The organism is Spirillospora sp. NPDC048911 (assembly GCF_043198015.1).
Classification (GTDB): Bacteria; Actinomycetota; Actinomycetes; order Streptosporangiales; family Streptosporangiaceae; genus Spirillospora.
The window spans coordinates 55,812-78,557 of record NZ_JBICUD010000019.1 but is presented as its reverse complement, the minus strand read 5'-3'; the positions used below and the strand labels follow the sequence as shown (position 1 = coordinate 78,557).

21 protein-coding genes and 1 pseudogene are annotated in these 22,746 nt (G+C 70.9%); 9 read left to right on the top strand and 13 right to left on the bottom strand.

Going from position 1 to position 22,746, the window contains the following annotated elements:
* Together ACGFNU_RS49680 and ACGFNU_RS49675 are read left to right on the top strand one after the other, a co-directional pair.
* Positions 1-903: DUF222 domain-containing protein (locus ACGFNU_RS49680; protein WP_392603791.1), on the top strand; the 903-nt coding region annotated here is incomplete at its 5' end.
* A gap of 170 nt (positions 904-1,073) precedes the next feature.
* Positions 1,074-1,562: a GNAT family N-acetyltransferase gene (locus tag ACGFNU_RS49675; protein WP_392603790.1), complete on the top strand. Its 489-nt coding sequence runs from the start codon at positions 1,074-1,076 to the stop codon at positions 1,560-1,562.
* An 8-nt stretch (positions 1,563-1,570) separates the two neighbouring features.
* Here ACGFNU_RS49675 and ACGFNU_RS49670 read toward each other — a convergent pair whose 3' ends face one another.
* Together ACGFNU_RS49670 and ACGFNU_RS49665 are read right to left on the bottom strand one after the other, a co-directional pair.
* Positions 1,571-2,116, bottom strand: coding sequence for a TIGR04222 domain-containing membrane protein (locus ACGFNU_RS49670; RefSeq protein ID WP_392603789.1), 546 nt, complete (start codon positions 2,114-2,116; stop codon positions 1,571-1,573).
* A 116-nt stretch (positions 2,117-2,232) separates the two neighbouring features.
* Positions 2,233-3,678 carry a serine hydrolase gene (locus ACGFNU_RS49665; RefSeq protein WP_392603788.1) on the bottom strand — a complete coding sequence of 482 codons (1,446 nt, stop codon included), beginning with the start codon at positions 3,676-3,678 and terminating at the stop codon, positions 2,233-2,235.
* Between the two features lie 131 nt (positions 3,679-3,809).
* Here ACGFNU_RS49665 and ACGFNU_RS49660 point away from each other — a divergent pair, with 131 nt between their 5' ends.
* Positions 3,810-5,336 carry a flavin-containing monooxygenase gene (locus ACGFNU_RS49660; protein ID WP_392603787.1) on the top strand — a complete coding sequence of 509 codons (1,527 nt, stop codon included), beginning with the start codon at positions 3,810-3,812 and terminating at the stop codon, positions 5,334-5,336.
* Here the strand turns inward: ACGFNU_RS49660 and ACGFNU_RS49655 are convergent.
* Together ACGFNU_RS49655 and ACGFNU_RS49650 are read right to left on the bottom strand one after the other, a co-directional pair.
* Positions 5,323-7,149: a hypothetical protein gene (locus tag ACGFNU_RS49655; RefSeq protein ID WP_392603786.1), complete on the bottom strand. Its 1,827-nt coding sequence runs from the start codon at positions 7,147-7,149 to the stop codon at positions 5,323-5,325. The two genes, ACGFNU_RS49660 and ACGFNU_RS49655, sit on opposite strands and share 14 nt — an antisense overlap.
* A gap of 397 nt (positions 7,150-7,546) precedes the next feature.
* Positions 7,547-8,179 carry a hypothetical protein gene (locus ACGFNU_RS49650; RefSeq protein WP_392603785.1) on the bottom strand — a complete coding sequence of 211 codons (633 nt, stop codon included), beginning with the start codon at positions 8,177-8,179 and terminating at the stop codon, positions 7,547-7,549.
* 10 nt (positions 8,180-8,189) lie between these two features.
* On the opposite strand from ACGFNU_RS49650, the gene ACGFNU_RS49645 reads away from it, so the two are divergent.
* From ACGFNU_RS49645 to ACGFNU_RS49630, 4 genes are all read left to right on the top strand, one after another.
* Positions 8,190-8,699: a hypothetical protein gene (locus ACGFNU_RS49645; protein ID WP_392603784.1), complete on the top strand. Its 510-nt coding sequence runs from the start codon at positions 8,190-8,192 to the stop codon at positions 8,697-8,699.
* A 75-nt stretch (positions 8,700-8,774) separates the two neighbouring features.
* Positions 8,775-9,968, top strand: a complete 1,194-nt coding sequence (locus ACGFNU_RS49640) for a GNAT family N-acetyltransferase (RefSeq protein ID WP_392603783.1) — start codon at positions 8,775-8,777, stop codon at positions 9,966-9,968.
* A 78-nt stretch (positions 9,969-10,046) separates the two neighbouring features.
* Positions 10,047-10,319 (top strand): MerR family DNA-binding transcriptional regulator, encoded by a 273-nt coding sequence (locus tag ACGFNU_RS49635; RefSeq protein WP_392603782.1) that lies wholly within the window; start codon positions 10,047-10,049, stop codon positions 10,317-10,319.
* 115 nt (positions 10,320-10,434) lie between these two features.
* Entirely contained in the window at positions 10,435-11,577 is a 1,143-nt protein-coding gene (locus ACGFNU_RS49630) for a magnesium and cobalt transport protein CorA (RefSeq protein ID WP_392603781.1), read from the top strand.
* Here ACGFNU_RS49630 and ACGFNU_RS49625 read toward each other — a convergent pair whose 3' ends face one another.
* The 5 genes from ACGFNU_RS49625 to ACGFNU_RS49605 all read right to left on the bottom strand — a co-directional run bounded on the left by ACGFNU_RS49625 (position 11,578) and on the right by ACGFNU_RS49605 (position 16,394).
* On the bottom strand, positions 11,578-12,480 hold the full coding sequence (locus ACGFNU_RS49625; protein WP_392603780.1) for a maleylpyruvate isomerase family mycothiol-dependent enzyme: 903 nt from the start codon (positions 12,478-12,480) through the stop codon (positions 11,578-11,580).
* Positions 12,477-13,031 carry an RNA polymerase sigma factor gene (locus ACGFNU_RS49620; RefSeq protein ID WP_392603779.1) on the bottom strand — a complete coding sequence of 185 codons (555 nt, stop codon included), beginning with the start codon at positions 13,029-13,031 and terminating at the stop codon, positions 12,477-12,479. Before ACGFNU_RS49620 ends, ACGFNU_RS49625 begins: the two co-directional genes overlap by 4 nt.
* Before the next feature lie 327 nt (positions 13,032-13,358).
* On the bottom strand, positions 13,359-13,847 hold the full coding sequence (locus tag ACGFNU_RS49615; protein WP_392603778.1) for a lactonase family protein: 489 nt from the start codon (positions 13,845-13,847) through the stop codon (positions 13,359-13,361).
* 78 nt (positions 13,848-13,925) lie between these two features.
* Entirely contained in the window at positions 13,926-15,134 is a 1,209-nt protein-coding gene (locus tag ACGFNU_RS49610) for an exonuclease domain-containing protein (RefSeq protein ID WP_392603777.1), read from the bottom strand.
* 30 nt (positions 15,135-15,164) lie between these two features.
* Entirely contained in the window at positions 15,165-16,394 is a 1,230-nt protein-coding gene (locus tag ACGFNU_RS49605) for a hypothetical protein (RefSeq protein WP_392603776.1), read from the bottom strand.
* Between the two features lie 213 nt (positions 16,395-16,607).
* Here ACGFNU_RS49605 and ACGFNU_RS49600 point away from each other — a divergent pair.
* Positions 16,608-17,844, top strand: a pseudogene (locus tag ACGFNU_RS49600) (DegT/DnrJ/EryC1/StrS family aminotransferase).
* A gap of 51 nt (positions 17,845-17,895) precedes the next feature.
* Here the strand turns inward: ACGFNU_RS49600 and ACGFNU_RS49595 are convergent.
* Both ACGFNU_RS49595 and ACGFNU_RS49590 read right to left on the bottom strand, forming a co-directional pair.
* Positions 17,896-18,858: a dihydrodipicolinate synthase family protein gene (locus ACGFNU_RS49595; RefSeq protein WP_392603774.1), complete on the bottom strand. Its 963-nt coding sequence runs from the start codon at positions 18,856-18,858 to the stop codon at positions 17,896-17,898.
* 62 nt (positions 18,859-18,920) lie between these two features.
* Positions 18,921-20,036, bottom strand: coding sequence for a mandelate racemase/muconate lactonizing enzyme family protein (locus ACGFNU_RS49590; protein WP_392603773.1), 1,116 nt, complete (start codon positions 20,034-20,036; stop codon positions 18,921-18,923).
* A 139-nt stretch (positions 20,037-20,175) separates the two neighbouring features.
* Here ACGFNU_RS49590 and ACGFNU_RS49585 point away from each other — a divergent pair, with 139 nt between their 5' ends.
* Positions 20,176-21,147 carry an LLM class flavin-dependent oxidoreductase gene (locus tag ACGFNU_RS49585; RefSeq protein ID WP_392603772.1) on the top strand — a complete coding sequence of 324 codons (972 nt, stop codon included), beginning with the start codon at positions 20,176-20,178 and terminating at the stop codon, positions 21,145-21,147.
* On the opposite strand, the gene ACGFNU_RS49580 is transcribed toward ACGFNU_RS49585, so the two are convergent.
* The gene (locus ACGFNU_RS49580) at positions 21,129-22,016 is read right to left on the bottom strand and encodes an aminotransferase class I/II-fold pyridoxal phosphate-dependent enzyme (RefSeq protein WP_392603771.1); all 888 of its coding nucleotides are present in this window, start codon (positions 22,014-22,016) and stop codon (positions 21,129-21,131) included. The two genes, ACGFNU_RS49585 and ACGFNU_RS49580, sit on opposite strands and share 19 nt — an antisense overlap.
* A 27-nt stretch (positions 22,017-22,043) precedes the next feature.
* Positions 22,044-22,688 (bottom strand): amidohydrolase family protein, encoded by a 645-nt coding sequence (locus ACGFNU_RS49575; protein ID WP_392603795.1) that lies wholly within the window; start codon positions 22,686-22,688, stop codon positions 22,044-22,046.
* Between the last annotated feature and the right edge of the window lie 58 nt (positions 22,689-22,746).

The window sequence follows — 22,746 nt, the reverse complement described above, 5'->3', positions numbered from 1 at the left end:
GTCACCATCGCCAACACCGTCCACCGCCTACCCAGCGACGACGACTGCACCGCAGCCGAACAAATCCTGCTGGACGCCATCGACCGCGACGTGCCGCCCAGCAAGCTCGCCAAACTCGGTGAGAAGATCCACGACCTGGTCAACCAGGCCAACGGTACTGAGAAGCCGCCCGAGGACGTGCAGCGCGGTTACGCCCGGTCCTGGCTGACGGCCAACCGGTCGATGGACGGCGGCTGCTACCTCAAGGGCTGGCTGAACGCCGAAGACGCCGCCATTCTGGACGGCACACTGGCGCCGTTGGCCAAACCCGCTGGGGGCGACGATCTGCGCGACCGCGCTGAACGCACCGCTGCGGCGTTGACCACCCTGCTATCGCAGGGCCACAAGGACAGCCGCGTCACCGTCATCGCCCACCTGGAGACCTTGACCGGCGACGACACTCCAGGACGGTTGCGCGACGGCACACCGATTCCCGCCGCGCAGGTGCGGCGGCTGGCGCTCAACGCCGGCATCTCCACCCTGATCCTGGGCGCCAAGGAGGTGCCGCTGTATCTGGGCCGCACCGCCCGCATCGCCAGCCCCGCCCAGCGCCAGGTGCTGGAAACCCTCTACGACACCTGCGCGGTCCGCGGCTGTGAAGTACCCGGCCTCCTGTGCGAGATCGACCACGTCGATGGATGGGCACTGGGACACAGCCCCACCGACATCGACAAACTGGCGCTGTGCTGCGGCTGGCACAACCGGTGGAAACACGCCAACCCCGAACAAATACAGATCAGCCAGGGGGAGGACGGGCTCTTCGTCTACCGGACACTCCCGCCCAAGGGGAAGGCCGCACGGTCCAGACGAAGACTGGTTGATCAGGCCGATAATCCGTGGCGCAACGACCACCACGCGGCCTGATCCACGATCATAGATTCAGTCTGTAGCCCGGCGCTCCATGCACCGGGCCTACAGGCACGCCTACAGCCACTCGCACTATCTCCGACGCCGACGGGTGGGCCGGTCACCGCCCCGCCTTCAGCATGCAGCGGGCCCATCAGTTCACAGGAGGCGCTGGCTACGCTGGCTGGATGTCATCCCTTGATGTGCGGCCAGCCCGCCCGGACGATGCGGCGGCGGTGGCCGTCATCTGGCAGGACGGATGGCGGGATGGCCATCTCGGGCATGTTCCTGACGAGTTGGTCGCGGTGCGTACGCCCGAGTCGTTCCAGGTACGCGCTGCGGAACGTGTCGCGGACACCACGGTCGCGGTCGTGGGCGACGAGGTCGCTGGCTTTGTGATGGTGGTCGGTGATGAGGTCGAGCAGGTATTCGTCGCGGCGCGGTATCGCGGGTCTGCTGTCGCGGCCGTTCTGCTTGCGGAGGCGGAGCGGCAGGTCGGCGAGAACGGCCATGCCATGGCCTGGCTTGCGGTTGTCGCGGGAAACGGGCGGGCTCGCCGCTTCTACGAGCGGGAGGGGTGGGCCGATGAGGGGCTGTTCGATCATCAGACCCCGGGACTGGATGGTCCGGTCACCGTTCCCTGCCTTCGCTACACCAAGTCCGTGTCGCGCTCCTGAGACGGGCCCTAGTAGCTCCCGTCACTGCCGTCTCCGAAGTCGCTGGAGCGGTCTGGGGCTCCGCCGCCCACGGTGTCGGTTCCGCGGCCTGACCAGCCGTGCTCGAGCTTCATCGGCTTGGGGTCGGGAGTTTCGAAGACCTCTCGCATCTTGCCGGCGTCCAGGCCCGAGGAGCCCTGTGCGGCGAAGCGGGCGTATGATGCCGGGCCGGGTTCCTTCTGTAGTTGTTGGCGGAGCGCGCGGCCGTTGCGGGTGAGCCAGCGTTCGCGTAGCAGGCCCATGTCGCGCAAGGTCCTGCCCACGGCCCGTACTTCATCGGAGTCGGCGGTGGCTTCGATGAGGGCTCCCAGGAGCAGTCCGGTGCCGGGAATCTGCTCGAGCACCGCGTTCTGGACGGTGCCGGATGAGCCGCCCCGCGTCACCTCGACCCGATGCGTGCCACGGGAGACACGGATCCGCCGGTCGTCGTGCAGTTGGAGCAGCGCGACCTGGACCACGCGTTCGCGTCCGCCGCACAGGTAGGCGATCTCGTACGGACCAAGGTCGTCGGCCACGGCGCTCCCTCAGATCGGAGGAACCTCTTTCCGAGTGGACGCTCGATATCGCCGTCACGTTCACGGGGAGGCCAGCCGCCGGGCAGGGGTGGGCGCTGCCCGGCGGCGGTGGGGCCTTAGCGGCGGCGCTTCTTTTCGTAGGTGTCGATCGCGCGGCCCAGCTTGGCGAACTTCTCGGTGTAGGAGAACGGGTAGATGCCGGGCGGGGTGGAGGGGCGGTTGGCGTCGACGTACTGGGTGCCGAGGTTGGAGAAGACCACGACGATGTAGGTGCGGCCGCCCTTGCCGGGGAGGGCGCGGACGATTCCGGCGTCGCTCGCGGTGTTGTTGACCCAGCCGGTCTTGTGGGAGAAGCGGACCTCGGCCTTCTTGTTGCACGGGCGGACGTTGCGGCCGAACTTGGAGGAGCCGACGGTGACCGTGCCGTCCTTGCCGATCCAGCGGAGCGGCGTGACCTGGGGGATGCCCGCCGCGGGATATTTGCCGCCGCACCAGTTGGTGCTGGACAACATGTCGTTGTAGCCCTGCTGGCTCAGTTTGTTGAGGAAGAGCTTGCGGGAGGCGGGGGAGAGGACCTTGCTCGTGACCGGCTTGCCGTTGGGGGCCGTCCAGACCTTGCCGGGGGCTCCGTTGACGAGGGCCAGGAGCTTGGCGGTGTCCAGGGAGCTCATCGTGATGGAGTTGGACCACCGGCCGCCGTTGGCGGGGTTGGTGCCCTTGAGCTGCAGGGTCTGGAGTCCGAGGTCCTGGAAGGTCTGGTTGAGCGGGTCGATGCCGCCGCGTTCGTGCAGGAGCTTGACCAGGGCGCAGGACGCGCCGTTGGACGACCAGGTGAGCGACTCGTCGATGTACTGCCGGACGGTCTTGGCGGAGGCGCCGCCGCAGAGCGAGCTGATGGGGGAGGGTTTGTACTCGAACTTCTCGTCCAGCTTGACCTTGCCCTGGTCCGCCAGGCGCAGGACGCCGAAGTTGACCATGAGTTTCAGGACGGACGCCGGGTAGTTGAGCATGTGGTCGACGGTGGCCTTCTCGCGGCCCGGCACGACGTCGACGGTGCCCTTGCCCTTGTTGGCGTACCAGCCCTGGTCGTCCCACTGGCGCCAGCGCACGTCCTTGGCGGCGAAGTTGCGGTCGACCGGGATCGCCACGCCGTTCTTGTACGAGGGGCTCATCAGGACGGTGCCGGACGAGACGGGGCGGCCGCGCTTGTCGAGTTCGATGACGGTCGCGTCGACCTGGGGCTGCTGCACGATGGGCTTGGCGGCCGGGGCGGCGGCGAGCAGGCGGGCGCGGTCGCGGGTGGTCTGCGCCTCCTTGTCGACCGGGTTGCCGAGCGAACGGGCCTGCGCGCTGCCGGGCGGGGCGGTGTCGAGGACCTGCTGGAGCTGGAGTTTGGCGAGCGTCGTCCGGAGGTTCTTGGCGACCGGGCTGACCTTGCCCTTCGGGAGCTTGGGCGCGGCTTCCGCCGCGCTGATCTTTCCGGCCGGTGCCTCGGCGCTGCAGGCGAGCAGCGAGCCGCTCAACACGAGTCCGGCAGATGCGTACAGCCATGTACGACGCAAGCGGAACACCCCTTCTGGATCGAATTGTTGATCTTAGGGGCGGTGCTGGGGGGCCGCATGACGAACGCCACAACCCAAGCTATTGGACTCTGTGTAGAATTGGGCATTCGCGTTCTTGGGAGGCGTGGTTCATGGCGGAGACCTCGGACAGTCCCGACCACGAGGTGGTCATCGTCGGTGCCGGGTTCGCGGGGATCGGCGCGGGCATCGCGCTGAAGCGGGCCGGCGTGCACGACTTCGTGATGCTCGAACGTGCCGGGGACATCGGCGGGACGTGGCGCGACAACACCTATCCGGGCCTGTCGGTCGACATCCCGTCGCCGACCTACTCGTTCGCGTTCGAGCCGAGGCCGACCTGGTCGCGGCTGTACGCCAAGGGGCCGGAGATCAAGGACTACGCCGACCACTGCGTCCGCAAGTACGGGCTCATGCCGCACGTCCGCCTCAACACCACGGTCGTCGCCGCGCGCTTCGACGAGAGAGATGATCTGTGGCGGGTGGAGCTGGCCGACGGGTCCGAGGTCAGCGGACGTTTTCTGCTTTCGTGCCAGGGCGCGCTGACCACTCCGAGCTTTCCGGAGATCGTCGGTCTGGAGGACTTCACCGGACATACCGTGCATACGGCGCGGTGGGATCATGATCATGAGCTGACCGGCAAGCGGGTCGCTGTGATCGGCACCGGCGCTACGGCGCTGCAGGTCATTCCTGAGATCGCCGGGCGCGTGCGGAGTTTGGACGTGTACCAGCGGACGCCGATCTGGGTGTTCCCCAAGTTCGACCCGCGCCTGCCCCGGCCGGTGCAGGAGCTGTTCCGCCGGGTGCCCGCGACCCAGAAGGCGACGCGTTTCGTCACCACCTCCGCCGTCGAGGTCATCGTCACCGGCGTCGTCCACCACCGCCGCGTCCAGCCGCTCGTCAAGGCGGTCGAACGCCGGTGCCTGCGCCACCTCAAGCGTCAGGTGAAGGACCCGCAGGTGCGAGCGAGCCTCACGCCCCGGTACGGGTTCGGGTGCAAGCGTCCCTCGTTCTCCAACGACTACTGGCGCACGTTCAACCGGCCCAACGTCGAACTGGTCACCGACGGCATCGACCGTGTCACCGCCACGGGCATCCGCACGGCGGACGGGCGGGAGCGCGAGATCGACACGCTGATCCTCGCCACCGGCTTCAAGGTGTTCGCCATCTCGTTCCCGCTCGTCGGCCGCGAGGGCGTCGAGCTGACCGCGTTGTGGAAGCAGCACCGGCGGCAGTCGTACGAGGGCGCCGCCGTGCCGGGCTTTCCCAATCTCTTTCTGGTCCCGGGACCGTACGGCAACATCGGGCTGTCCTGGTTCCAGATGATCGACGCACAGATCCGGCACGCCACCCGCGTCATCGCCGAGGCCCGCCGCCGCGGCGTCACCCGCGCCGAGGTCCGGCAGGACGCCCACGACCGCTACATGACCTGGGTCGGACGCCGCATGCCCGGCACTGTGTTTCTCAATGGTGCCTGCGCGACCGCCAACAGCTACTACTTCGACGAGCACGGCGACGCCCCTTGGCAGCGTCCGTCCTCGGTGGTGGCCGCCCGCCGCCGCAGCCGCTCGTTCCCCTTGGACGACTACGCCTACTCGGTTCGGTCGACGCCGGCTGACTCGGCCCAGCTCAGCGCCGGCTGACGATTCGTGCCGCGCCCGCGGCTACGGTCGCCGTGAGCACCCAGCCCGCGGCGACCAGCGCGTAGGAGAGCCACTGGAACGCGCCGGCCGGGTTGAACGCGCGTTCCTGCCCGAGATCGACGATCGGGATCAGCAGGTCCAGCGTGTAGATGACCGGGTTGAAGTGCGGCGCCTCGTCCCGCTTGAGCGGCTCCGGCGGCGAGAACCCGTAGACGAGGCCGCCCACGGTCAGCAGCACGCCCAGCCACAACAGCGCCCGCCACGGCTGGTAGCCGTACCCGGTCGTGATGTCCTGCAGCCGGTTCCACGCCCGGATCACCGGAGTCTCGGTGGCCTGCCGGTGGCGTTCCTTGGCGTACAGCACCTTGCGCGCGTCCGCGTTCTGCCCTGTCGCCGCGTAGTAGTTGGCGAGCTGCTCGTACGGCTGCGACTCGTACCCCTCCGGATTGCGCGTCAGCCACCGCAACCGCTCCTTCGCGGGCAACCTGGGCTCCAGCGCGTCGTACCGCATACCGGTGAGGATCATCTGGTCCGGCCACGACGCCGGATCATCCCCCAGCACGCCGATGTAAGAGTGGCTGAGAACGACCGCCCCTTGGACCGGTTCCGCAGGCGTCAGCCTGAACTCGCCCGCCTGCAGCGCGTGCGCGTCCAGGGCGGTCGAGCCGGGTGCGGAGAGCCGTACCTCGGCCAGCTCCAGAAGGCCCGCCACCTTGGCGCGGCGCAATCGCGCGGTGCCTTCCAGCACCAGCCCGGGAGCGAAGACGTCGGAGCCGACCTCGCTCCGGGCCAGGCGTAGCGCGACGCCGCCGGGATTGCGTATCTCGGCGTCGCCGAGGAGGACCCGGTTCCCGACCTTGCATGCGCGAACTCTGACCTCGCCCTGCGCCTTGATGTCGCGCAGGTCGAGCGCGGCCATGGTCGCGTTGTCGATCGCCAGGACGGGCTCGTCCGGGTCGCTCGCGGGCAGTACCATGCCGCGCATCTCGATGGCGCCGCCGACCTGCGTTCCGCGCATGCTGATCTGTCCCGCGGCGACGTGGAGGTTCTGCGCGAGAAGGTGTCCGATCGACGCCTGGTCCAGGTTGAGGGCCGTGCCCTCGGACGGATGACTCAGACGAGCGCCGTCCAATGTCAGATTGGCCGTGAACGTTGCGCCGACCAGGCGGATCGTGCCCTCCGCCTCGAACCCGCGCCAGCACCAGACGCCGCCCTCGACCGTCAGGCCGCCGAGGCTCAGCGCGATACCGCCGGGGTTGCTCATCCGCGAGCCGGCCAGATGGACGCTGCCGCCGATGTGCGCGTTGTGGGCGCGGAACTCGCCTTGCACCTTCAGGCCTCGAGCGTCCAGCCGTCCCTCGACGGTGAGCTTGTCGGCGAACACCGGGCCGAGGGTCATCTCGTTCATCATCAGCGGGCCGCCGACGTGCGCACCGTCCAGCCACAGCCCCTGCTCGATCTCCGAGCCCTCCAGATTGAGCAGGCCGTTCAGCCGGAGCCGCGAGCAGACGAGCTGGGGAAGACGGCAGCGCTCGATCCGCAGCGTGCGCAGGTTGGAGTCGACGAACTCGGCCTTGTCGTCGAACTCGCAGTCCGTGCAGTGCAACCCGGACTCGACCGTGGAGCCCTTCAACCTGAGCCGGCCAATGACGCGGGCGCCGCGCAGCGAGATGCCGGGGGAGTGCCCGGGGAACGGCGGCACGGCGCCGAGCAGCAGCGCGGCGAGCACCTCGCCGCGTACCTCGGCGCCGTCCAGCTCGACGCGTTCACCGATCGGATAGGCGCGCCACAGTAGGCGCTCGGCTTCGTTCAAATCGCTCTCGTCCACCAAAAGAGGGACGCCTGCCCTTCCGCCGTGGTTCCTTCCTCACGTGGAATCGATCAGCTCCGATCAATTGATGGACATGCTCATGGCGCCGCCCGGTGGCGAACGCCGTGGCCCGTTCAAGCTTCAGGACGCACGCATCACAGGCACGTTGGATCTGGAGGCATGCACACTCGACCGCCCCTTGGTGTTGGAGGGCTGCGTCTTCGAGGAGGCGCCCAACTTCGATGAGGTCACCGCGCCAGCGATCCGGATGCCCGGTTGTCAGATGCCTGGGCTGTCGGCACAACAACTGCGGACCATCGGAAACCTAGAGCTCAACAAGGGTTTTGTAGCCGAAGGCGTTGTAGACCTACTGGGCGCCCACATCGGCGGGAAGCTCTCTCTAAGCGGAGCGCGTTTGTCTCATCCAGGCGGTGTGGCGCTGAACGCGGACGCGCTCACCGTCGAACGGTCGGTCTTCTGCCGGGACGGTTTCGTCGCGGACGGCGAAATGCGGCTGATCGGCGCCAAGGTGGGCGGCGTCTTCAACATGACCGGCGCCCGGCTCTCCAACCCCGGAGGCCGGGCGCTCTATGCGATCCGGCTTGGTATCGCGGGCGACCTGATGTGCCGGGACGGGTTCGTCGCCGAGGGAGAGCTCAGGCTGAACGGCGCGCACGTCGGCGGGCAGATCGAGTTCGACGGGGCGCGGCTGGCCAACCCCGGCGGGCACGCGATCGGCGGGCTCGGCATGACCATCGACCAGAATCTGTTCTTCCGGGACGGGTTCGTGGCCGAGGGTGAGCTCTACCTGATCGGCACGCGGGTGGGCGGTCGGCTCTCGTTCATCGACGCCCGGCTGTCCAATTCTCAAGGTCTGGCTCTGGACCTGGAGGCGGTGCGAGCCCGGGCGCTGGTGCTGCGGCTCGGACGGGCGCCCGCTGGGGGGCATCGACCTCACCAACGTCCAGGTCGAGAGTTTCCGCGACGATGCCGTGAGCTGGCCGCCTTCGCGCGTCACCCTGCGCGGCTTCACGTTCGGCACCTTGGAACACGACGAGATCGACGTGCGGACGCGGTTGCGGCGGCTGGCCGAGCAGCCCGAGGGGTACGTGCCGCAGCCGTACGACCAGCTCGCGGCGGCCTACCGGCGCGACGGGCGGGAAGAGGCGGCCCGGCGCGCGGCGATCGCGAAGCACTGGCATCGGCGCAAGGTCCTGGGGCCGTTCGGCGGGCTGGCCAACTGGGTGCTCTACCTGACCGTCGGCTACGGCTACCGGACGTGGCTCGCCGCCGTCTGGCTGGCCGCGCTGCTCGCGGTGGGAAGCGCCGTCTTCGCGCAGGCCGACATGGAGCAGGCCGACCCCAAGGGACCGCGTTTCCACGCGTTCGCCTACACACTCGACGTGCTGCTGCCGATCGTGGACCTCGGCCAGCAGAAAGCGTGGAATCCCGGTGGAACGGCCGTCTACTGGTCCTGGGCGCTCATCGCGGCGGGCTGGATCCTTACGACGGCTGTCGTGGCCGGACTGACCGGAATCATCAAGCGAGACTGACGGGCCCTATTTGACCTGGTCAGGAGGAAAAACCAGTTGCCCGGCCCGGGGCCCGCTCGCTTACCGTGGAGAGTTATGAGCGATCTTGAGATCCGCGCGGTGCCGGAGTCCGAGCTGGACCGGATGCTCGACCTCCTCGACGTGGTGTTCCATCACCGCACCGAGGACGACGAGCGGGACCGCAACCTCTGGATGCCGCGCCGGTCCGAGCGGATCGGCGCCTACGAGGGCGACACGCTCGTCGGGCAGCTGGCGGCGCTGCCGATGAAGCTGTCCGTGCCCGGCGCGCTGCCGGACTGCTCGGCCATCACGTGGGTGGGAGTGCTGCCGACGCACCGGCGCCGGGGCGTGCTCACCGCCATGATCGAACGCATGCACGCCGACGCGGTGGCCGCCGGCCGGCCGGTGGCGGCGCTGTGGGCCTCGCAGGCGGGGATCTACGGGCGGTACGGGTTCGGCCTGGCCGATCGTTCCATCGACCTGGAGGTTGACACATCCCGGCCACTGGCGCTGCGCATCGAGGCCGACCCGCGGCCGCTGCGGCTGATCCGGCGCGACCAGGCGGCCGAGGTGCTCGGCCCGATCCACGCCCGGGCGATCGGCCGGCGCCCCGGCGGGCTGGCCCGCGACGCCGAGTGGTGGGAGAAGGCGATCCTGCCCCGGGTGGACGAGTTCCACGACGAGTACACCGAGCCGCGGATCGTCGTCCTCGACGGAGAGCCCGGCGGCTACGCGATCTACCGCACCCATGAGAACGACGATGCTTCCGGAACCATCCGCCTCGACGAGCTGGAGGCCGACACCCCGGCGGTCGAGGCCGCGCTGTGGCAGTTCCTGGCGGCGATCGACCTGACCAAACGGATCCAGGCGAACGGCAGGCCGGTCGACGACCTGCTCCCGCTGCTGGCCATCGACCCCGACCAGGTCGTGGTCAAGGGAGACTGGGGCGCGCTCTGGCTGCGGCTGATCGACGTCCCCACCGCGCTCCGCTTGCGGAGCTGGGCCACCGACGAGAGCCTGGTGATCGAGGTCAAGGACGCCCGGCTCCCTGCGAACGAGGGCCGCTGGCGCCTGACGGGCGAGGCGACCGGCGACGAGCCCGACCTCACATTCGGCGTGGCCGAGCTGGGCTCGGTCTACCTCGGCGGCACGCGAGTACGACGACTCGTCCGAGCCGGCCTCGTCACCGAGCACACCCCCGGAGCCGCAAAACGCCTGGACGCCGCCCTCGAAGTCCCCCTGGCCCCGCACACCAACGACGACTTCTAGCGGCGGTTGACCTTCCCCCTTGGGCAAGCCCCAGCATCGTGAACACCGGGCACCGCGCCCGGGACGAGGAGGGCGAGCATGGGGCTGCTGACCATCGGGGCGTTCGCCAAGGCTTCCCGGCTGTCTCCGAAGGCGCTGCGGCTCTACGACGAGCTCGGCCTGCTGACGCCTGCGCGCGTCGATCCCGTGACGGGCTACCCGCCGCGAGCTCGCCAGATTCCTCGTCGAGCACCTCTCGGAAGGGGAACCCGCCATGTCCAGCACCACCATGCGCAGCGGGGCGTGATCCTGAGCGGACGGCTCGCGATCTCGTTGAGCTGGCCAATGGTTCTGGCGGGCCTGACAACGTGAGTTGTGTTGTCGCGGATGTGGTCGCCGAGTAGGAAGCCGTTCATGGTGGTGGGGCACTCTTGAAGATCGGTGGGTGGGTACAAGTCCCTCTGAGGGTTCGGTGGAGGGAGTGGCCATGGCGGATCGGCGAGGGCGTGCGTTGCGTCCGCTTTTGCGGGTTCCGTCTCGGTCCAAGGTGCCGGAGGCGCCGCCGGAGCGGTCTATGGATCCCCGTCCGGGTGACCATGAGCCGGACGGGGAGGGTGTTGTTGACGCCGCTGTTTACGTGGACGGGGTGCGGGCCGAGTCGCCTGCCACCCTGGCGGACACGTATCAGTGCCTGCGCAGCACCGAGGGCGGGATGGCGTGGATCGGGCTCTACCGTCCGTCGGAGCCGCAGCTGTTGTCGCTTGCGGAGGAGTTCTCGCTGCACGAGCTCGCGGTCGAGGACGCGATCGTGGCTCACCAGCGGCCGAAGCTGGAGCGGTATGGCGACACGCTCTTCGTGGTGCTGAGGGCTGCTCGGTACGTGGATGAGGTTGAAGAAGTCGACTTTGGTGAGCTGCACATTTTTGTCGGCAAGGATTTCGTGCTGACGGTGCGGCACAGTGAGTCTCCGGATTTGGCCGTGGTGCGCAAGCGGCTGGAGGAGACGCCCGAGCTTCTCGCCAGCGGTCCGGAGGCGGTGCTCTACGCGATTCTGGACGCCGTCGTGGACGAGTACGCGCCGGTGGTGGCGGGGCTCCAGAACGACATCGACGAGATCGAGACCGAGGTCTTCCGGGGCGACCCGTTGGTGTCGCGGCGCATTTATGAGCTCTCGCGGGAGGTCATCGAGTTCCAGCGGGCCACGCGGCCGCTCTCGCCCATTCTCGGTGCGCTGTCGGCGGGTTTTGAGAAGTATGAAGTGGATGATGAGTTGCGGCGGTATCTGAGGGATGTGGCTGATCACGCGACCACGGTGATGGAACGTGTCGACGGGTTCCGGCTGAACCTCCAGGATATTTTGACGCTGAACGCCACTCTGGTCGGGCAGTCGCAGAACGAGGAGATGAAGAATCTCGCCGAGGCCAGCAACGCCCAGAACGAGGAGGTCAAGAAGATCTCCGCCTGGGCCGCCATCCTGTTCGCGCCCACACTGATCGGGACGATCTACGGGATGAACTTCGACCACATGCCCGAGACGCACTGGCTGTTCGGCTACCCGATCGCGCTGTGCCTGATGGGCGCCACCTGCGGCGTCCTCTATCTGATCTTCAAGCGCCGCGACTGGCTCTGATCAGGGGCCGGAGAAGGCGGGGGCGGCCTCCAGCACCCGGCGGCCCAGGTCGCGGTCGCCCTCGATCTCGACGGGCAGCGTGCCGGCGGCGCCGCGACCGCCCAGGAGGAAGCAGAACGCGACGACGTCGGTGACGATGTGGGCTCCGGTGTCGCCCTGACCGTCCTCGCGGACGCCGCCGGGGTCGGCGACGCCGAGCGGGACGAGCCAGGTGCCGCCGCCCGCGCCGGTCAGCGTGATATGGACCGACGAGCCCGTGCCGTCGTCGCCGGTGGCGAGCATCGCCCAGGGCAGCAGGCGGACGCAGAAGCCCGCCATCGGATGCAGGTGCTCGGCGACCGGAGGCGGCAGCCGCAGCGCCGACGTGCGTGCCGCGTCGTCGGCGTGCACCCAGGTCTCCAGGCTACGGGCGAGCATGGCGTCGGCCACCGGGATGTCCAGGCCGTCCGGGGACGCCGTGGTGGCCGGGTCGACCTCGGCGAGATGCGCGCACAGCGCGTCGGCCTGCGCCCGCCAGGTCTGGCGGGTCTCCTCGGGCGACCGGCCCTCTTCGGCGGCCTGCACCTCGGCGGTGCGGCCGAGCGGGTCGCGCGTCCCGATCGGCGGGCCCAGCACCGGAGCGCCGACGTCGGCCGCGACCAGCCCGTCCTTGGCGGCCAGGTGGGCGACGAGCTGCTGCAGCGTCCAGCCCTCGACGATCTCCTGGCTCCAGTCGGTGGCGGACGCGAGCACCGCGTCCATGGCCGCGACCCTGCTCGCGTAGGGCGCCGCCCAGGGGGCGGTCGCCGCGGCGGGACGGCGCCGGGACCGCGCGATACCGAGCAGGGGGCCGGGGGACGGGCGTTCGCCGAGTTCGGCGCCCTCCTCCAGGGCGTCCAGGTACAGCCGTTCCACCGGATTCATCGCACGCCTTCCTCGGCCAGCATCCCCGCAAGCTGCCGCAGCGCCTGCCGGATCCTTGATTTGACCGTACCTTCTGGAAGGCCTAGTCGTTCCGCCACCTGCCTGTACGTTCTGCCACCCCAATACGCCATTTCGAGCGCCTCGCGCTGCTCGGGGGGCAGGCTCTGCACGGCCCGGCGGACCCGTGCGGAGGCCTCGGCGTCCAGGACCGAGTCTTCCATCGGCGCGGGCTCGCGCTCGAACAGCCGGGGACCGATGTGCGAGGCCTTCTTGCGTTCTTCGGCGCGGACGTGGTCGACGGCCCGGCGGTGCGCGATCGTCGCGAGCCACGCGCGCAACGTGCCGCGCCCGGGATCGAAGGCCAGCGGCTTCTCCCAGAAGGTCAGGAAGACCTCCTGGGTGATGTCCTCGGCGATCGCCCGGTCCCTGGTGACGCGGACGCACAGTCCGAAGACGAGCGGCGAGAGCCGGTCGTAGAGCTCCGCCAAGGCGGACTCGTCGCCGCTGACCACCCGCTGGTGCAGCAGCGCGTCATCGCCGGGAAGCCCCATCCGGCACCACACTCCCGTCGATCCGGCCGACGTCTCGGTCTGTGGGACGTCGCAGGACCGAGCATGTCACCATCGGCGCCCGATGAGGAGAGCCCTCGTGCCGCCTTGACGGACGGGGTGGCGACGCCCGTGCCCATAGGGGAAATGGCCCGCGATGGTGACTGGCAGTGTACCGCCCGGCTGACCCCCGAAGACGACCTCCGCGGTCGCCCTGTGCATGGTGAGGTCCAAGCGCTGGGCGCGTGCCGTGGTGGTGTAGGCCGCGATGTACGTCCTCACCTCCGGATACTCCGAGTAGTCGTTCTGTGCTCCGGCATCGGGAGCTCCTCAGAAGCAGGGAAGGACGCAGACCGGGGCGGGGGCGGCCAGTGGCGCGCCGGCCGGGGTGAGGTGGGCGCCGGAGACCTTGAACGCGGTCACCGTGCCCGAGTGCTGGCCGGCGACGTAGAGCAGGCGGCCGCCGGCGTTTGTGGCCAGCACGGCGACGCTGTCGTGCCCGCGGTTGGTCCCGTAGACGTGCCGTCCATCCGGCGAGGCGAGGATCTCGCCGGGGTGGTTGGCCACGGACGTGCCGGCGGGCACCGTGGACACCACCTGTCCGGGGCGCAGCTTCCCCGCGTGCGGGTCGTACGCGCAGACGGTGATCGTCGAGTCGAGTTCGCTGATGACGTAGGCGGTCCGGCCGTCGGGGTGGAAGGCCAGGTGGCGCGGTCCCGCGCCCGCACGGAGGCGGGCCGTCGAGTGGTGCCGCAACGTTCCGGCGTTCAGGCCGAGCCGGTAGACGTGCCGGGACCCGCCGCCCGTGCTCGTGGCCACCGTGCCGCCTTCCGCCGCCTGCATGCCATCCGCAAAACTGGAAAGATTCTTGCCTGAATGTCTCGCAGTGCACAACGGTCAGGTGGCCAGGAGGCGGCGGAACGTCGCTGTGGTCACGATCGGGATGCCGTAGATGCGGGCCCGGCGGGCCTTCTGCGAGAGGCTGTCGCGGTCGGCGGCCACCAGCAGCCGGACGTCGCGGGTGACGCGCGGGTGCGGCGTCAGGCCGGCGGCGCGCGCACGCCGCTCGAACGTCTCGCGCGGGTCCTCGGCTTCGCCCGTGAACGCGACCAGGTCGCCCGGCTCCAGCCGGAACCGCTCGATCGGGCGGACGGGGCCGGCGTGCGCCAGCGCCTCGTCCACGGTCTCGGGCGGCAGGTCGAGCAGGCGTGCGGCGCGGACGAGCTCGCCGTGCTCGTCGTGCCTGACCGGCGTGCCGGCCGCCCGAGCCGAGCGGGCCAGCGCGGCCAGGTAGTCCAGGTGCAGCCGCCGCAGGTCCGTCCAGCTCAGCCCGATGCCGTTGGCGAACGCGACGAGGGCGTCGGCCGCGCTCGGGGAGATGTCGTGGTCGAGGAGCACCTGGTCGAGCAGGGCGAGGTAGTCGTCGGCTCCGGCGGGCTCGGCGACGCGCGGCATGGTGTCGAGGATCCGGGCCAGGAAGTGGGTGTCGCGCTCGGCCGACGCGCCGCGGCGTACGGGGGCGGCGCGGGCGACGGGGAGTACGGGCCACGGCTTCCGTTCCGCCACCTCCGCGGACCACGGCGGGGCGCCGTCGGCGAGGCGGAGGTAGTGGCGGAGCAGGCCGGCGGCGGCCCGCGCGTCCACGAGCGCGTCGTGATGCCCGCTCAGCGGCACCTCCGCGAGGGCACAGCACCCGGCGAGGTTGCGCGGCGCGTCGGGAAGGAAATGCGGCGCCCACGTCATCGTGCACACGCCCGCGTCCGGGTCGTCGAGCGGTGCCGGGATTCCCGCCTGCTCGAACTCGCCGAAGAGGAAGAGCTGGTCGAACCGCAGGTTGTGGGCCGCGAGAATCCGGCCGCGCAGCAGGCCCGCGACCGTGCCCGCGAGCTCGGCGAACGGCGGCGCGTGCCGGACGTCGGCGGCGGTGATCCGGTGGATGTGCCGCGGGCCGAGGTCGCGCCCGGGATTGACGAGCGAGCCCCACTCGCCGGTGATCTCGCCCGCGCCGTCCAGCAGCACGATCCCGATCTCGATGACCCGGTCGCGCCAGGCGGGCCGCAGCCCGGTGGTCTCGACGTCGACGACGGCATAGCCGTTCGCACTCACGCCCGGAACCTACCCCGCCCGGCGGGCCGGTCAGAGGTGAACGCGGTAGACCGTGGGCGGCCGTCCCGTGCGGCCCTGCTGCTGGCTGCCGATCGGTGCCGCGATCCCGGCGCGTTCGAGCCTCTTCAGCACCCGGCGGGCCGTGCGCTGCTGCACCAGCAGGTGCTCGGCGACGTCGTGCGCGGTCAGCCCGTCCGGCCGGTCGGCGACCAGCTCCCGCAGCCGCGACAGCGTCTGCGCGTTGAGCCCCACCCGGCGGGCCAGCAGCGGCAGGCTCTCGGCGCCGCGTTCGGCCGGCGGCTCGTCGCCGCCGCCGGGCTCGATGACGATGTCGACGTCGTCGGCCATGGCCACGACGCCCGCCGACGCGCCGACCGAGGCGGCCCGCCCGATCGCGCGCCGGGCGAGCGACTCGGCCTCGGCCGCCGTCCGGCCCACGCCGAAGCCGATGTGGACGCTGGGATGGCGCGCGGTGAGCCGGTCGAGGAGGGGCAGCCGGGTGAACTGCTCGGTCGCCTGCTCCAGCAGGCCGCGCGTGGTCACCACGAGGTGGCGGCCGTCCGGGAGCGGCGCCAGGCTGCCGCCGAGCGTGACCACGTCGGCGGCGAGCGTCTCGTCGGGACCGGGCAACTCGATCAGGCCGAGCGCGACCTGCGCGTCACCGACCTGCTGGCCGACCGTAGTCAGGATGAGCGCTTGCAGGGTGGACCGGATCGAGAAGCGCGACGGCGCGAGCCGCACGGTGTGCATCTCGTGTTCGAGGACGTGGTAGGCCGAGCCCAGGCAGGTGATCGCGACCCGGGTGTCGTGCCGTTCCCGCGCCGAGCGGTGGAACGCGGCGATGTCCTCGGACGTGAGGCCCGCCCGGTAGGGGAGCACCTGGACGTGGTCGGTGGGCAGCTTGGCCTCGGTCAGCGTCTCCATCACCTCGGTCCGCCGCAGCGTGTCGACCGAGATCCGCGTGACGTCGTGGCCCAGCCGCAGCAGCTCGACCAGGGCGCGCAGCAGCGTCGCGCCGTCGTAGGACACGTACATGGCCGGGTGCGCGACGACTCCGGCGGCGGTCGCCGTGGTGTAGGGGACGACCCCGGTGAACAGGAACGCGTCGACGTCGGCCTGGGCGGCCGCGACGACCTCGACGGCCTCGCTCTCGTGCCGGTAGGCCAGGCCGGTCAGGACGGCGCCGCTCGTCTCGGCCCCCACCGCGAGCGCGCGGTGGACCAGGTCTTCGGGGCCCACGACCCCGATGGTGACGGGCATCAGCCGGCCACCGGCAGGAGGATGCGGTTGCGACGCGGCACGCTGTGCTCCTCGTATTTGGGTCCAGTCCTCAAGTGGGGAGGGTAGTGCACCATCCTATGGGGAAGCCGGGCGCCTGTCCGATCTCCTTGACCGACTTAACTCCGGTGCCGTAAGTTTCGGCCTAGGCCGTAATTGATCGATGGTGCGACCCCTGGCGCGGGAGATGATGGCATGTCCGCAGGCGCGACCGGCAGGCGGTTCCCCGACGTTCTCGTCTCCGGCGGGCGGACGATCGGGGCGGAGGAGCGCGCCGCGGTGCTCCGCGTCCTCGACACCGCCGTGCTGTGCAGCACGTTCGGCACCGAGGCGCGGGCCCTGGAAGCCGAGATGGCCGAACTGTACGGCGGCGGGACGGCCGTCGCGTCCAGCTCCGGCACGGCCGCGCTGCACCTGGCCGTCGCGGCGGTGCGCCTCGACCCGGGCGACGAGGTCATCACCACTCCCATCTCCGACTTCGGCACCGTCGCGCCGATCCTCGCGCAGAACGGGGTGCCCGTCTTCGCCGACGTCGATCCGGCCACTGGCAACCTGGACCCGGCCGCGGTCGAGGCCGCGATCACGCCGCGCACCCGGGCGATCATCGCGGTGCACCTCTTCGGCGCCCCGGCGGCCGTCGCCGAGCTGCGCGCCCTCGCAGACCGGCACGGCCTGATCCTCATCGAGGACTGTGCCCAGGCCTGGCTCGGCACCACCCCCGGCGGCGAACTCCTCGGCACCGTCGGCCACATCGCGTGCTTCAGCCTCCAGCAGTACAAGCACATCACCGCCGGCGACGGTGGCCTCACGATCACCGGGGACGACGACCTGGCCCGCCGGACGCGGCTCTTCATGGACAAGGGCTGGGACCGGACGATCGGACGGCTCCATCTGTCCCTCGGCCTCAACTACCGGATGACCGAGCTCGTCGCCGCCGTGGCGCGCGCAGCTCGGCAAGGTCGCCTCCGTCGTCGCCGCCCGCAGCGAACGCGCCCGGCAGCTCCTCGGCGCGCTCGACGGGATGTCTGGAGTCGGCCTGCCCGACCCGGCGGGCCACGCCTGGTGGCTCTTCCCGTTCACTGTGCCGGACGACCCGGGCAACCGGGCCTGGGCGCGGGCGCTCACCGACGAAGGCGTCCCCGCCGTCGCGGGCTACCTGGAGCGGCCGCTGTACGCCAATCCCGCGCTGGCCGAGGCACCCGTCTACGGCTCGTCGCGCTTCCCGCTCGAAGGCCGGGCCTATCCCGCCGGACTGTGCCCCAACGCGGAGCGGCTGATCGACCGGACGCTGGTCATCCTGCACTGGAACGAGGGCTACACGGCCGACGACGTCGACGCCATCGCGCAGGCCATCACCCGCGTCCACAAGACGCTCACCGACACGACGCCCGTTGACGCGACGCCCGCTCACAAGCGGGCCGGTCATCCGTGAGAGTCGGCGTATGCCTGTGGCCTACCCTCGTGCGAGCTGATCTGGGCGCGGTCAGAGGGCGGCGGCGGTGCGCAGTTCCTTCAGGCAGTCGATGACCAGGTCGCGTTCGCCTGCCGGGAGGGGCGGTCCGTACGGGTCGTGCGCGGACCTCTCGGGGATCAGCCCCTCCCAGACCGCGGCCCACATCATCCGCTGCACATAGCCCTCGATCGGCGCGTAGAAGGTCGCCGCGGCGAACCGGTCGAGCCGGTCGGAGGCGCGCACGAACGCGGCGTGGTCGCGCTCGTTCCAGGCCTGGACGACCCGGGCCGACAGCTCGACCCGCGCCGCCGCGATGCCGACCAGCGCTGTGTCGGCACCCCACATGAACGACGGCCCGAACATGCGGTCCTCGCCCGTGATCGACAGCTTGCCGGTGCCCCGGCCCGCCCAGATCGCGTCCTGGCAGCCCATGGCGCTGTCGAGAGTGGCGGTCTTGACCCCGAGCATCGCCGGCAGCGCGAGCAGGTCGCGGATGAGCTCGGCCGTGTAGGGGTAGCCGCCCGCCTCGCCGTGCAGGTAGAAGCCGACGAGCGGCAGCCCGCTCTCGGCGGTGACGCGCTGGTGCAGGCGCACCGCCTGGGCGTGCCCGTCGGCCTGGTCGCCGAGCGCCGCCAGCGGATAGACCATCACGGCGTCGGCGCCCAACTCCGCCGCCCGTACCGCCATGGCCACCGTCGCGTCGGCGGCCGCCGCCAGGGTCGGGGCGGTGGCCGACCGGGGCACGCCGACCCCCGCCACGATGGGCGCCGGGGTGGCCTGCCGCCAGGTCGTCAGCACGCGGCCCCGGTCCTCCTCGGAGAGATGGAGGCCGCGGCCCGTGTGGGCCCACACGGCGACGCCGCCGATGGGGCCCGCGGCGATCCGTTCGGCGTACGCCGCGAGCGCGTCGTGGTCGACGACGCCCCGCTCGTCCATCGGGGTCACGACGGCGGGCAGCAGCGTGCCCCGCAGCCGGTCGACGAGGTCGTGCATCGGGGAAGCCTCCACTTCGATGATCGCCAGGTTCTGCAATGATCACAGCGTCTTCGCGAGGATCACAGGTCGTGGCCGAGGCCGGGGGCCCGCGGGACGTCCACCCAGCCGTCGGCGGCGGCGAACGCGGCGGGCGCGAGCGGCTCCGCCTCGACGAGCAGCGGGCCGACCAGGTCGGCGGGGACGGTGGCGCCGGGCAGCGCGGCGGCCAGATGCAGCGCGGCGAGGGTGGCGACGCCCAGCTCGGGCATGGAGCCGATCTTGACGGCCAGCCCGGCCGCGTCGGCGATGGCCGCGATCTGGAGCGCCCGGTACAGCCCGCCCACCTTGAGGATCTTGATGTTGAGCACGTCGGCGGCGCCGCGCCGGACGATCTCCAGGGCGTCCTGCGGCGACTGCATGCTCTCGTCCACCATCACCCGGACGTCGAGCCGTTCGCGCAGGCGGGCCAGCCCCGCGACGTCCCAGTGCGGCAGCGGCTGCTCCAGCAGCGACAGCCCGGCGTCGGCCATCCTGGCGAGCGCGGGCAGCGCGGACAGGTCGTAGCCCTCGTTGGCGTCCAGGCAGAGCTCGGCGTCGGCGGGCAGCGCCGCCCGGACCGCGCGGACGAGCTCCAGGTCGCGCTCGGGATCGTGACCGCCCTTGACCTTGATGTGCCGGAACCCCAGGGCGGCGTACTCGGCCGCCTCGGCCGCCATCTCGTCCAGCGTGCCCAGCCCCACCACCCACGCGATCGGCACCCGGTCGCGCACCCGGCCGCCCAGCAGCGCGTGGACGGGCCAGCCGCTGAGCCGGCCGGCCAGGTCGTACAGCGCGATGTCGAGGGCCGCCTTGGCGACGTGCTGGCCGCGCAGCGCGGTGTCCATCGCCAGGTGCGCGCCGGCCCGGTCGAGCGGGTCGAGCCCGACGAGGGCGGGCGTCAGATGGTCCTCGATCGCGGCGGTGACCCCGGCCAGCGTCTCCCCGGTGTAGGCCGTCATCGGCGAGGTCTCGCCGACCCCCCTCGCGCCGCCCGCGGTCTCGACCTCGGCGACCAGGCTGATGAGCTCCGTGCTGATCCCGCTGCTGATCTGGAACGGCCGGCGGTAGGGGGCCCGGACGACGCGCGTGCGGATCGCGGTGATCGGGTCGCCGGCGGCGGACGGACGTTCGCCGAGCCGGGGGAGGGCGACGCTCAAGACCTGACTCCTCTGTGGGGGGTCGCAATCGAGGTACGTATCATTTACGGTCTAGACCGTAAGTAGCGTGATTGGCTTGTGTCAATGCCACTGACCCGATGCCGCTGACCGGCACACCGACGACTGGAAGGCGGCACCCATGCGCCTCGGCCTGTATCTCAACCTCTACGGCGGCGAAGCGGACCGCCCGTCGCTCGAAGACGCCGTCGAGCAGGCGCGGCTCGCCGAGCAGGCGGGGTTCGAATGGATCGTCCTCGGCGAGCGGCATCTGCACCGCCCCGGCTACCACGAGATCCTCACGTCGCTGACCTGGCTCGCCGCGCACACCGAGCGGATCGGGCTGGCCACGGCCGGGATCGTCGCGCCGCTCTACCAGCCGGTCGTGCTCGCCGAGACGCTCGCGCACATCGATGTGCTGTCGGGCGGGCGGCTGACCGCCGGGTTCGTCCTCGGCTACCGGCCCGAGGAGTTCGCCCTGTACGGCGTCACGCAGTCCGAGCGGGTCGCGCGGTTCGAGGAGTGCATGGAGCTCCTCACCCGGCTCTGGACCGAGGACGAGGTGACGTTCAAAGGCCGGTTCACGCAGGTGGACGAGGCCTTCCTGTCGCCGCGGCCGGTCCAGGCGCCGCGGCCGAAGCTCTGGAACGGCGGACGCGTCCCGGCCGCCCTGGAGCGCACGGCGCGCATGTGCGACGGCTGGACGACGTCGTTCAACGAGCTCGACGCCGACCTGCCGCCCAAGATCGACGAGTACCGCTCGCACGAGCGCGGCGCGGGCACGCTGGGCGCCGAGGTCATCGTCTGCCGCGAGGGCTATTGCGCGCCGACGTCGCAGCAGGCCCGCGACGTGCTGGAGGAGCCCCTGCGCGGCCTGTACGACGCGTACACCGGCTGGAAGCGCACCTCCTCGGACGCCGCGCGCTACACCCAGGGCTGGGACGAGATCGCCGACCGGAGCGTCATCGGCTCGCCCGCGCGGTGCGCGGAGCGGCTCGAGAACTACGCGGCGATGGGCGCGGACGGGGTCGTGCTGCGGATCCAGCCGCCGGGCATGTCCCAGGCGGACACGCTCCGTTCCATCGAGGCTTTCGGTCACGTGATTTCCGGCTGAGACCGGAAGGCGCGCCGTACCTTGGCCGCGGCGGACACGATGTCGGCGAGCGCCGCGTCGCCGGCCATCAGCAGGTTCTGCCGCAGCCAGACCACGGAGTCCTCGGCGGCCTCCGCGACCGGGCACGACACCTCGCCCGTGTACGGCCGCAGGGCCGCTTCACGTGACAGCGACCGGTACCCGGCGTCCAGCGGGATGCCCTCGGCCGCCATCGCGGCGATGAAGCCGGCCTTGGACCGGCCGCCGAACGCCGCCGGGTCATAGCGGACGACGCCGAGATGGCGGCTGTGCCGCGTGGTGCCCTCCGGCCCCGGCACCAGGCTCAGCCCGCCGACCGCCGCCAGCTCCTCGGCGAGGTACGCGGCGGCGCGCTCGCGGACGGCGATCTGCTCGTCGAGCACCGCCAGCTGAGGCAGCAGGACGGCGGCCTGGAACTCGGTCATGCGCAGGTTCCAGCCGATCTCCGGATGCTCGTACCAGCCGCCGTCGAGCCTGCGGCCCACGTTGTGCAGCGACCAGAGCCGCTCGTAGGTGAGGACGGGTCGCGCGCCCGCCAGAACGACGGAGGTCGCGCTGGCCACGAACGTGTACGCGGGCACGATCACCTCGTCGCCGGGCCCGGCCCCGAGGGCGCGCAGGGCCAGGAAGAGCCCGACCGTGCCGTTCACCACGCAGACGGCGTACCGGGCACCGACCGACTCGGCGAACGCCGCCGCGAACTCGGCGACCTTCGTACCGCTCGTCGCGCCCCACCGCCCGCTCTCCAGCACGTCCAGGAGCAGCGCGCGCTGCTCGGCGGTGGCGGGCGGCGGCCACGCGGGCCAGCCGGACGTGTGGACGGGCGTGCCGCCGTCGATGGCCAGCGTCATCGCGATCCCTTCAGAGGCGCTGTCGTTTCAGGAGCCCGGTCGTTTCAGGAGCTCGGTCATCGTGCCGAAGAGAAGCCGGTCCCGGTCTGCCGGGTCGAGCGGCGCCAGCACCACCCGGCCGAGCCCGACGCGCAGATCGAGGAAGAGCGCGTCCGAGCCGAGCACCCTGCGGTCCGCGCCCACCTCGGACACCAGCCGGGCCAGATGCCGGGCCGTCATCCGCGAGCCGCAGATCTCCAGCACGACGTTCGGGTGGCGCGCCGCGACGCCGGCCGCCGCCGCGAAGCCCGCCGGCCACAGCCCGGCATGCCCCATCAGCAGAAGGACGGTGGGATGGCGCGCGGCGACCGTCGCGAACCGTGCCGGATCCGACCAGGGCGAGCCGTGCCGGCCGTGCGACAACACGATCCCACCGTGGTCTGAGGCGATCTCGAACGCGCGGTCATAGCCGGGTCCGTCGAGCGGGTGCTCGTGGGTGTCCGGATGGAGCTTTACGCCGATCACGCCGGGCTCCTTGAGGAGCATCGCGAGACGTTCGGGGCCCTTCGCCGCGTGCGGGTCGTGGACCGCGTAGCCGAGGAGCCTGCCGGGGAAGCGGGCCAGGTCGGCGAGGAGCAGCGCGTTTCCTGTGGCGGCGTCCGGACCGACGCCGAGGAGGTGGGAGACGCACATGGTGGAGACGCCGCAGCGGTCCATGACCGCGATCAGGCTTTCGGTGGACGCGTCGGGG

Coding starts and splice junctions, on each gene's coding strand:
- ACGFNU_RS49580 (WP_392603771.1), bottom strand. CDS start 22,016: ATGACGCTGGCCATCGACGGCGGCACGCCCGTCCACACGTCCGGCTGG.
- ACGFNU_RS49575 (WP_392603795.1), bottom strand. CDS start 22,688: ATGTGCGTCTCCCACCTCCTCGGCGTCGGTCCGGACGCCGCCACAGGA.
- ACGFNU_RS49635 (WP_392603782.1), top strand. CDS start 10,047: ATGGGGCTGCTGACCATCGGGGCGTTCGCCAAGGCTTCCCGGCTGTCT.
- ACGFNU_RS49625 (WP_392603780.1), bottom strand. CDS start 12,480: ATGAATCCGGTGGAACGGCTGTACCTGGACGCCCTGGAGGAGGGCGCC.
- ACGFNU_RS49620 (WP_392603779.1), bottom strand. CDS start 13,031: ATGGGGCTTCCCGGCGATGACGCGCTGCTGCACCAGCGGGTGGTCAGC.
- ACGFNU_RS49605 (WP_392603776.1), bottom strand. CDS start 16,394: ATGCCCGTCACCATCGGGGTCGTGGGCCCCGAAGACCTGGTCCACCGC.
- ACGFNU_RS49640 (WP_392603783.1), top strand. CDS start 8,775: ATGAGCGATCTTGAGATCCGCGCGGTGCCGGAGTCCGAGCTGGACCGG.
- ACGFNU_RS49675 (WP_392603790.1), top strand. CDS start 1,074: ATGTCATCCCTTGATGTGCGGCCAGCCCGCCCGGACGATGCGGCGGCG.
- ACGFNU_RS49660 (WP_392603787.1), top strand. CDS start 3,810: ATGGCGGAGACCTCGGACAGTCCCGACCACGAGGTGGTCATCGTCGGT.
- ACGFNU_RS49595 (WP_392603774.1), bottom strand. CDS start 18,858: ATGCACGACCTCGTCGACCGGCTGCGGGGCACGCTGCTGCCCGCCGTC.
- ACGFNU_RS49585 (WP_392603772.1), top strand. CDS start 20,176: ATGCGCCTCGGCCTGTATCTCAACCTCTACGGCGGCGAAGCGGACCGC.
- ACGFNU_RS49630 (WP_392603781.1), top strand. CDS start 10,435: ATGGCGGATCGGCGAGGGCGTGCGTTGCGTCCGCTTTTGCGGGTTCCG.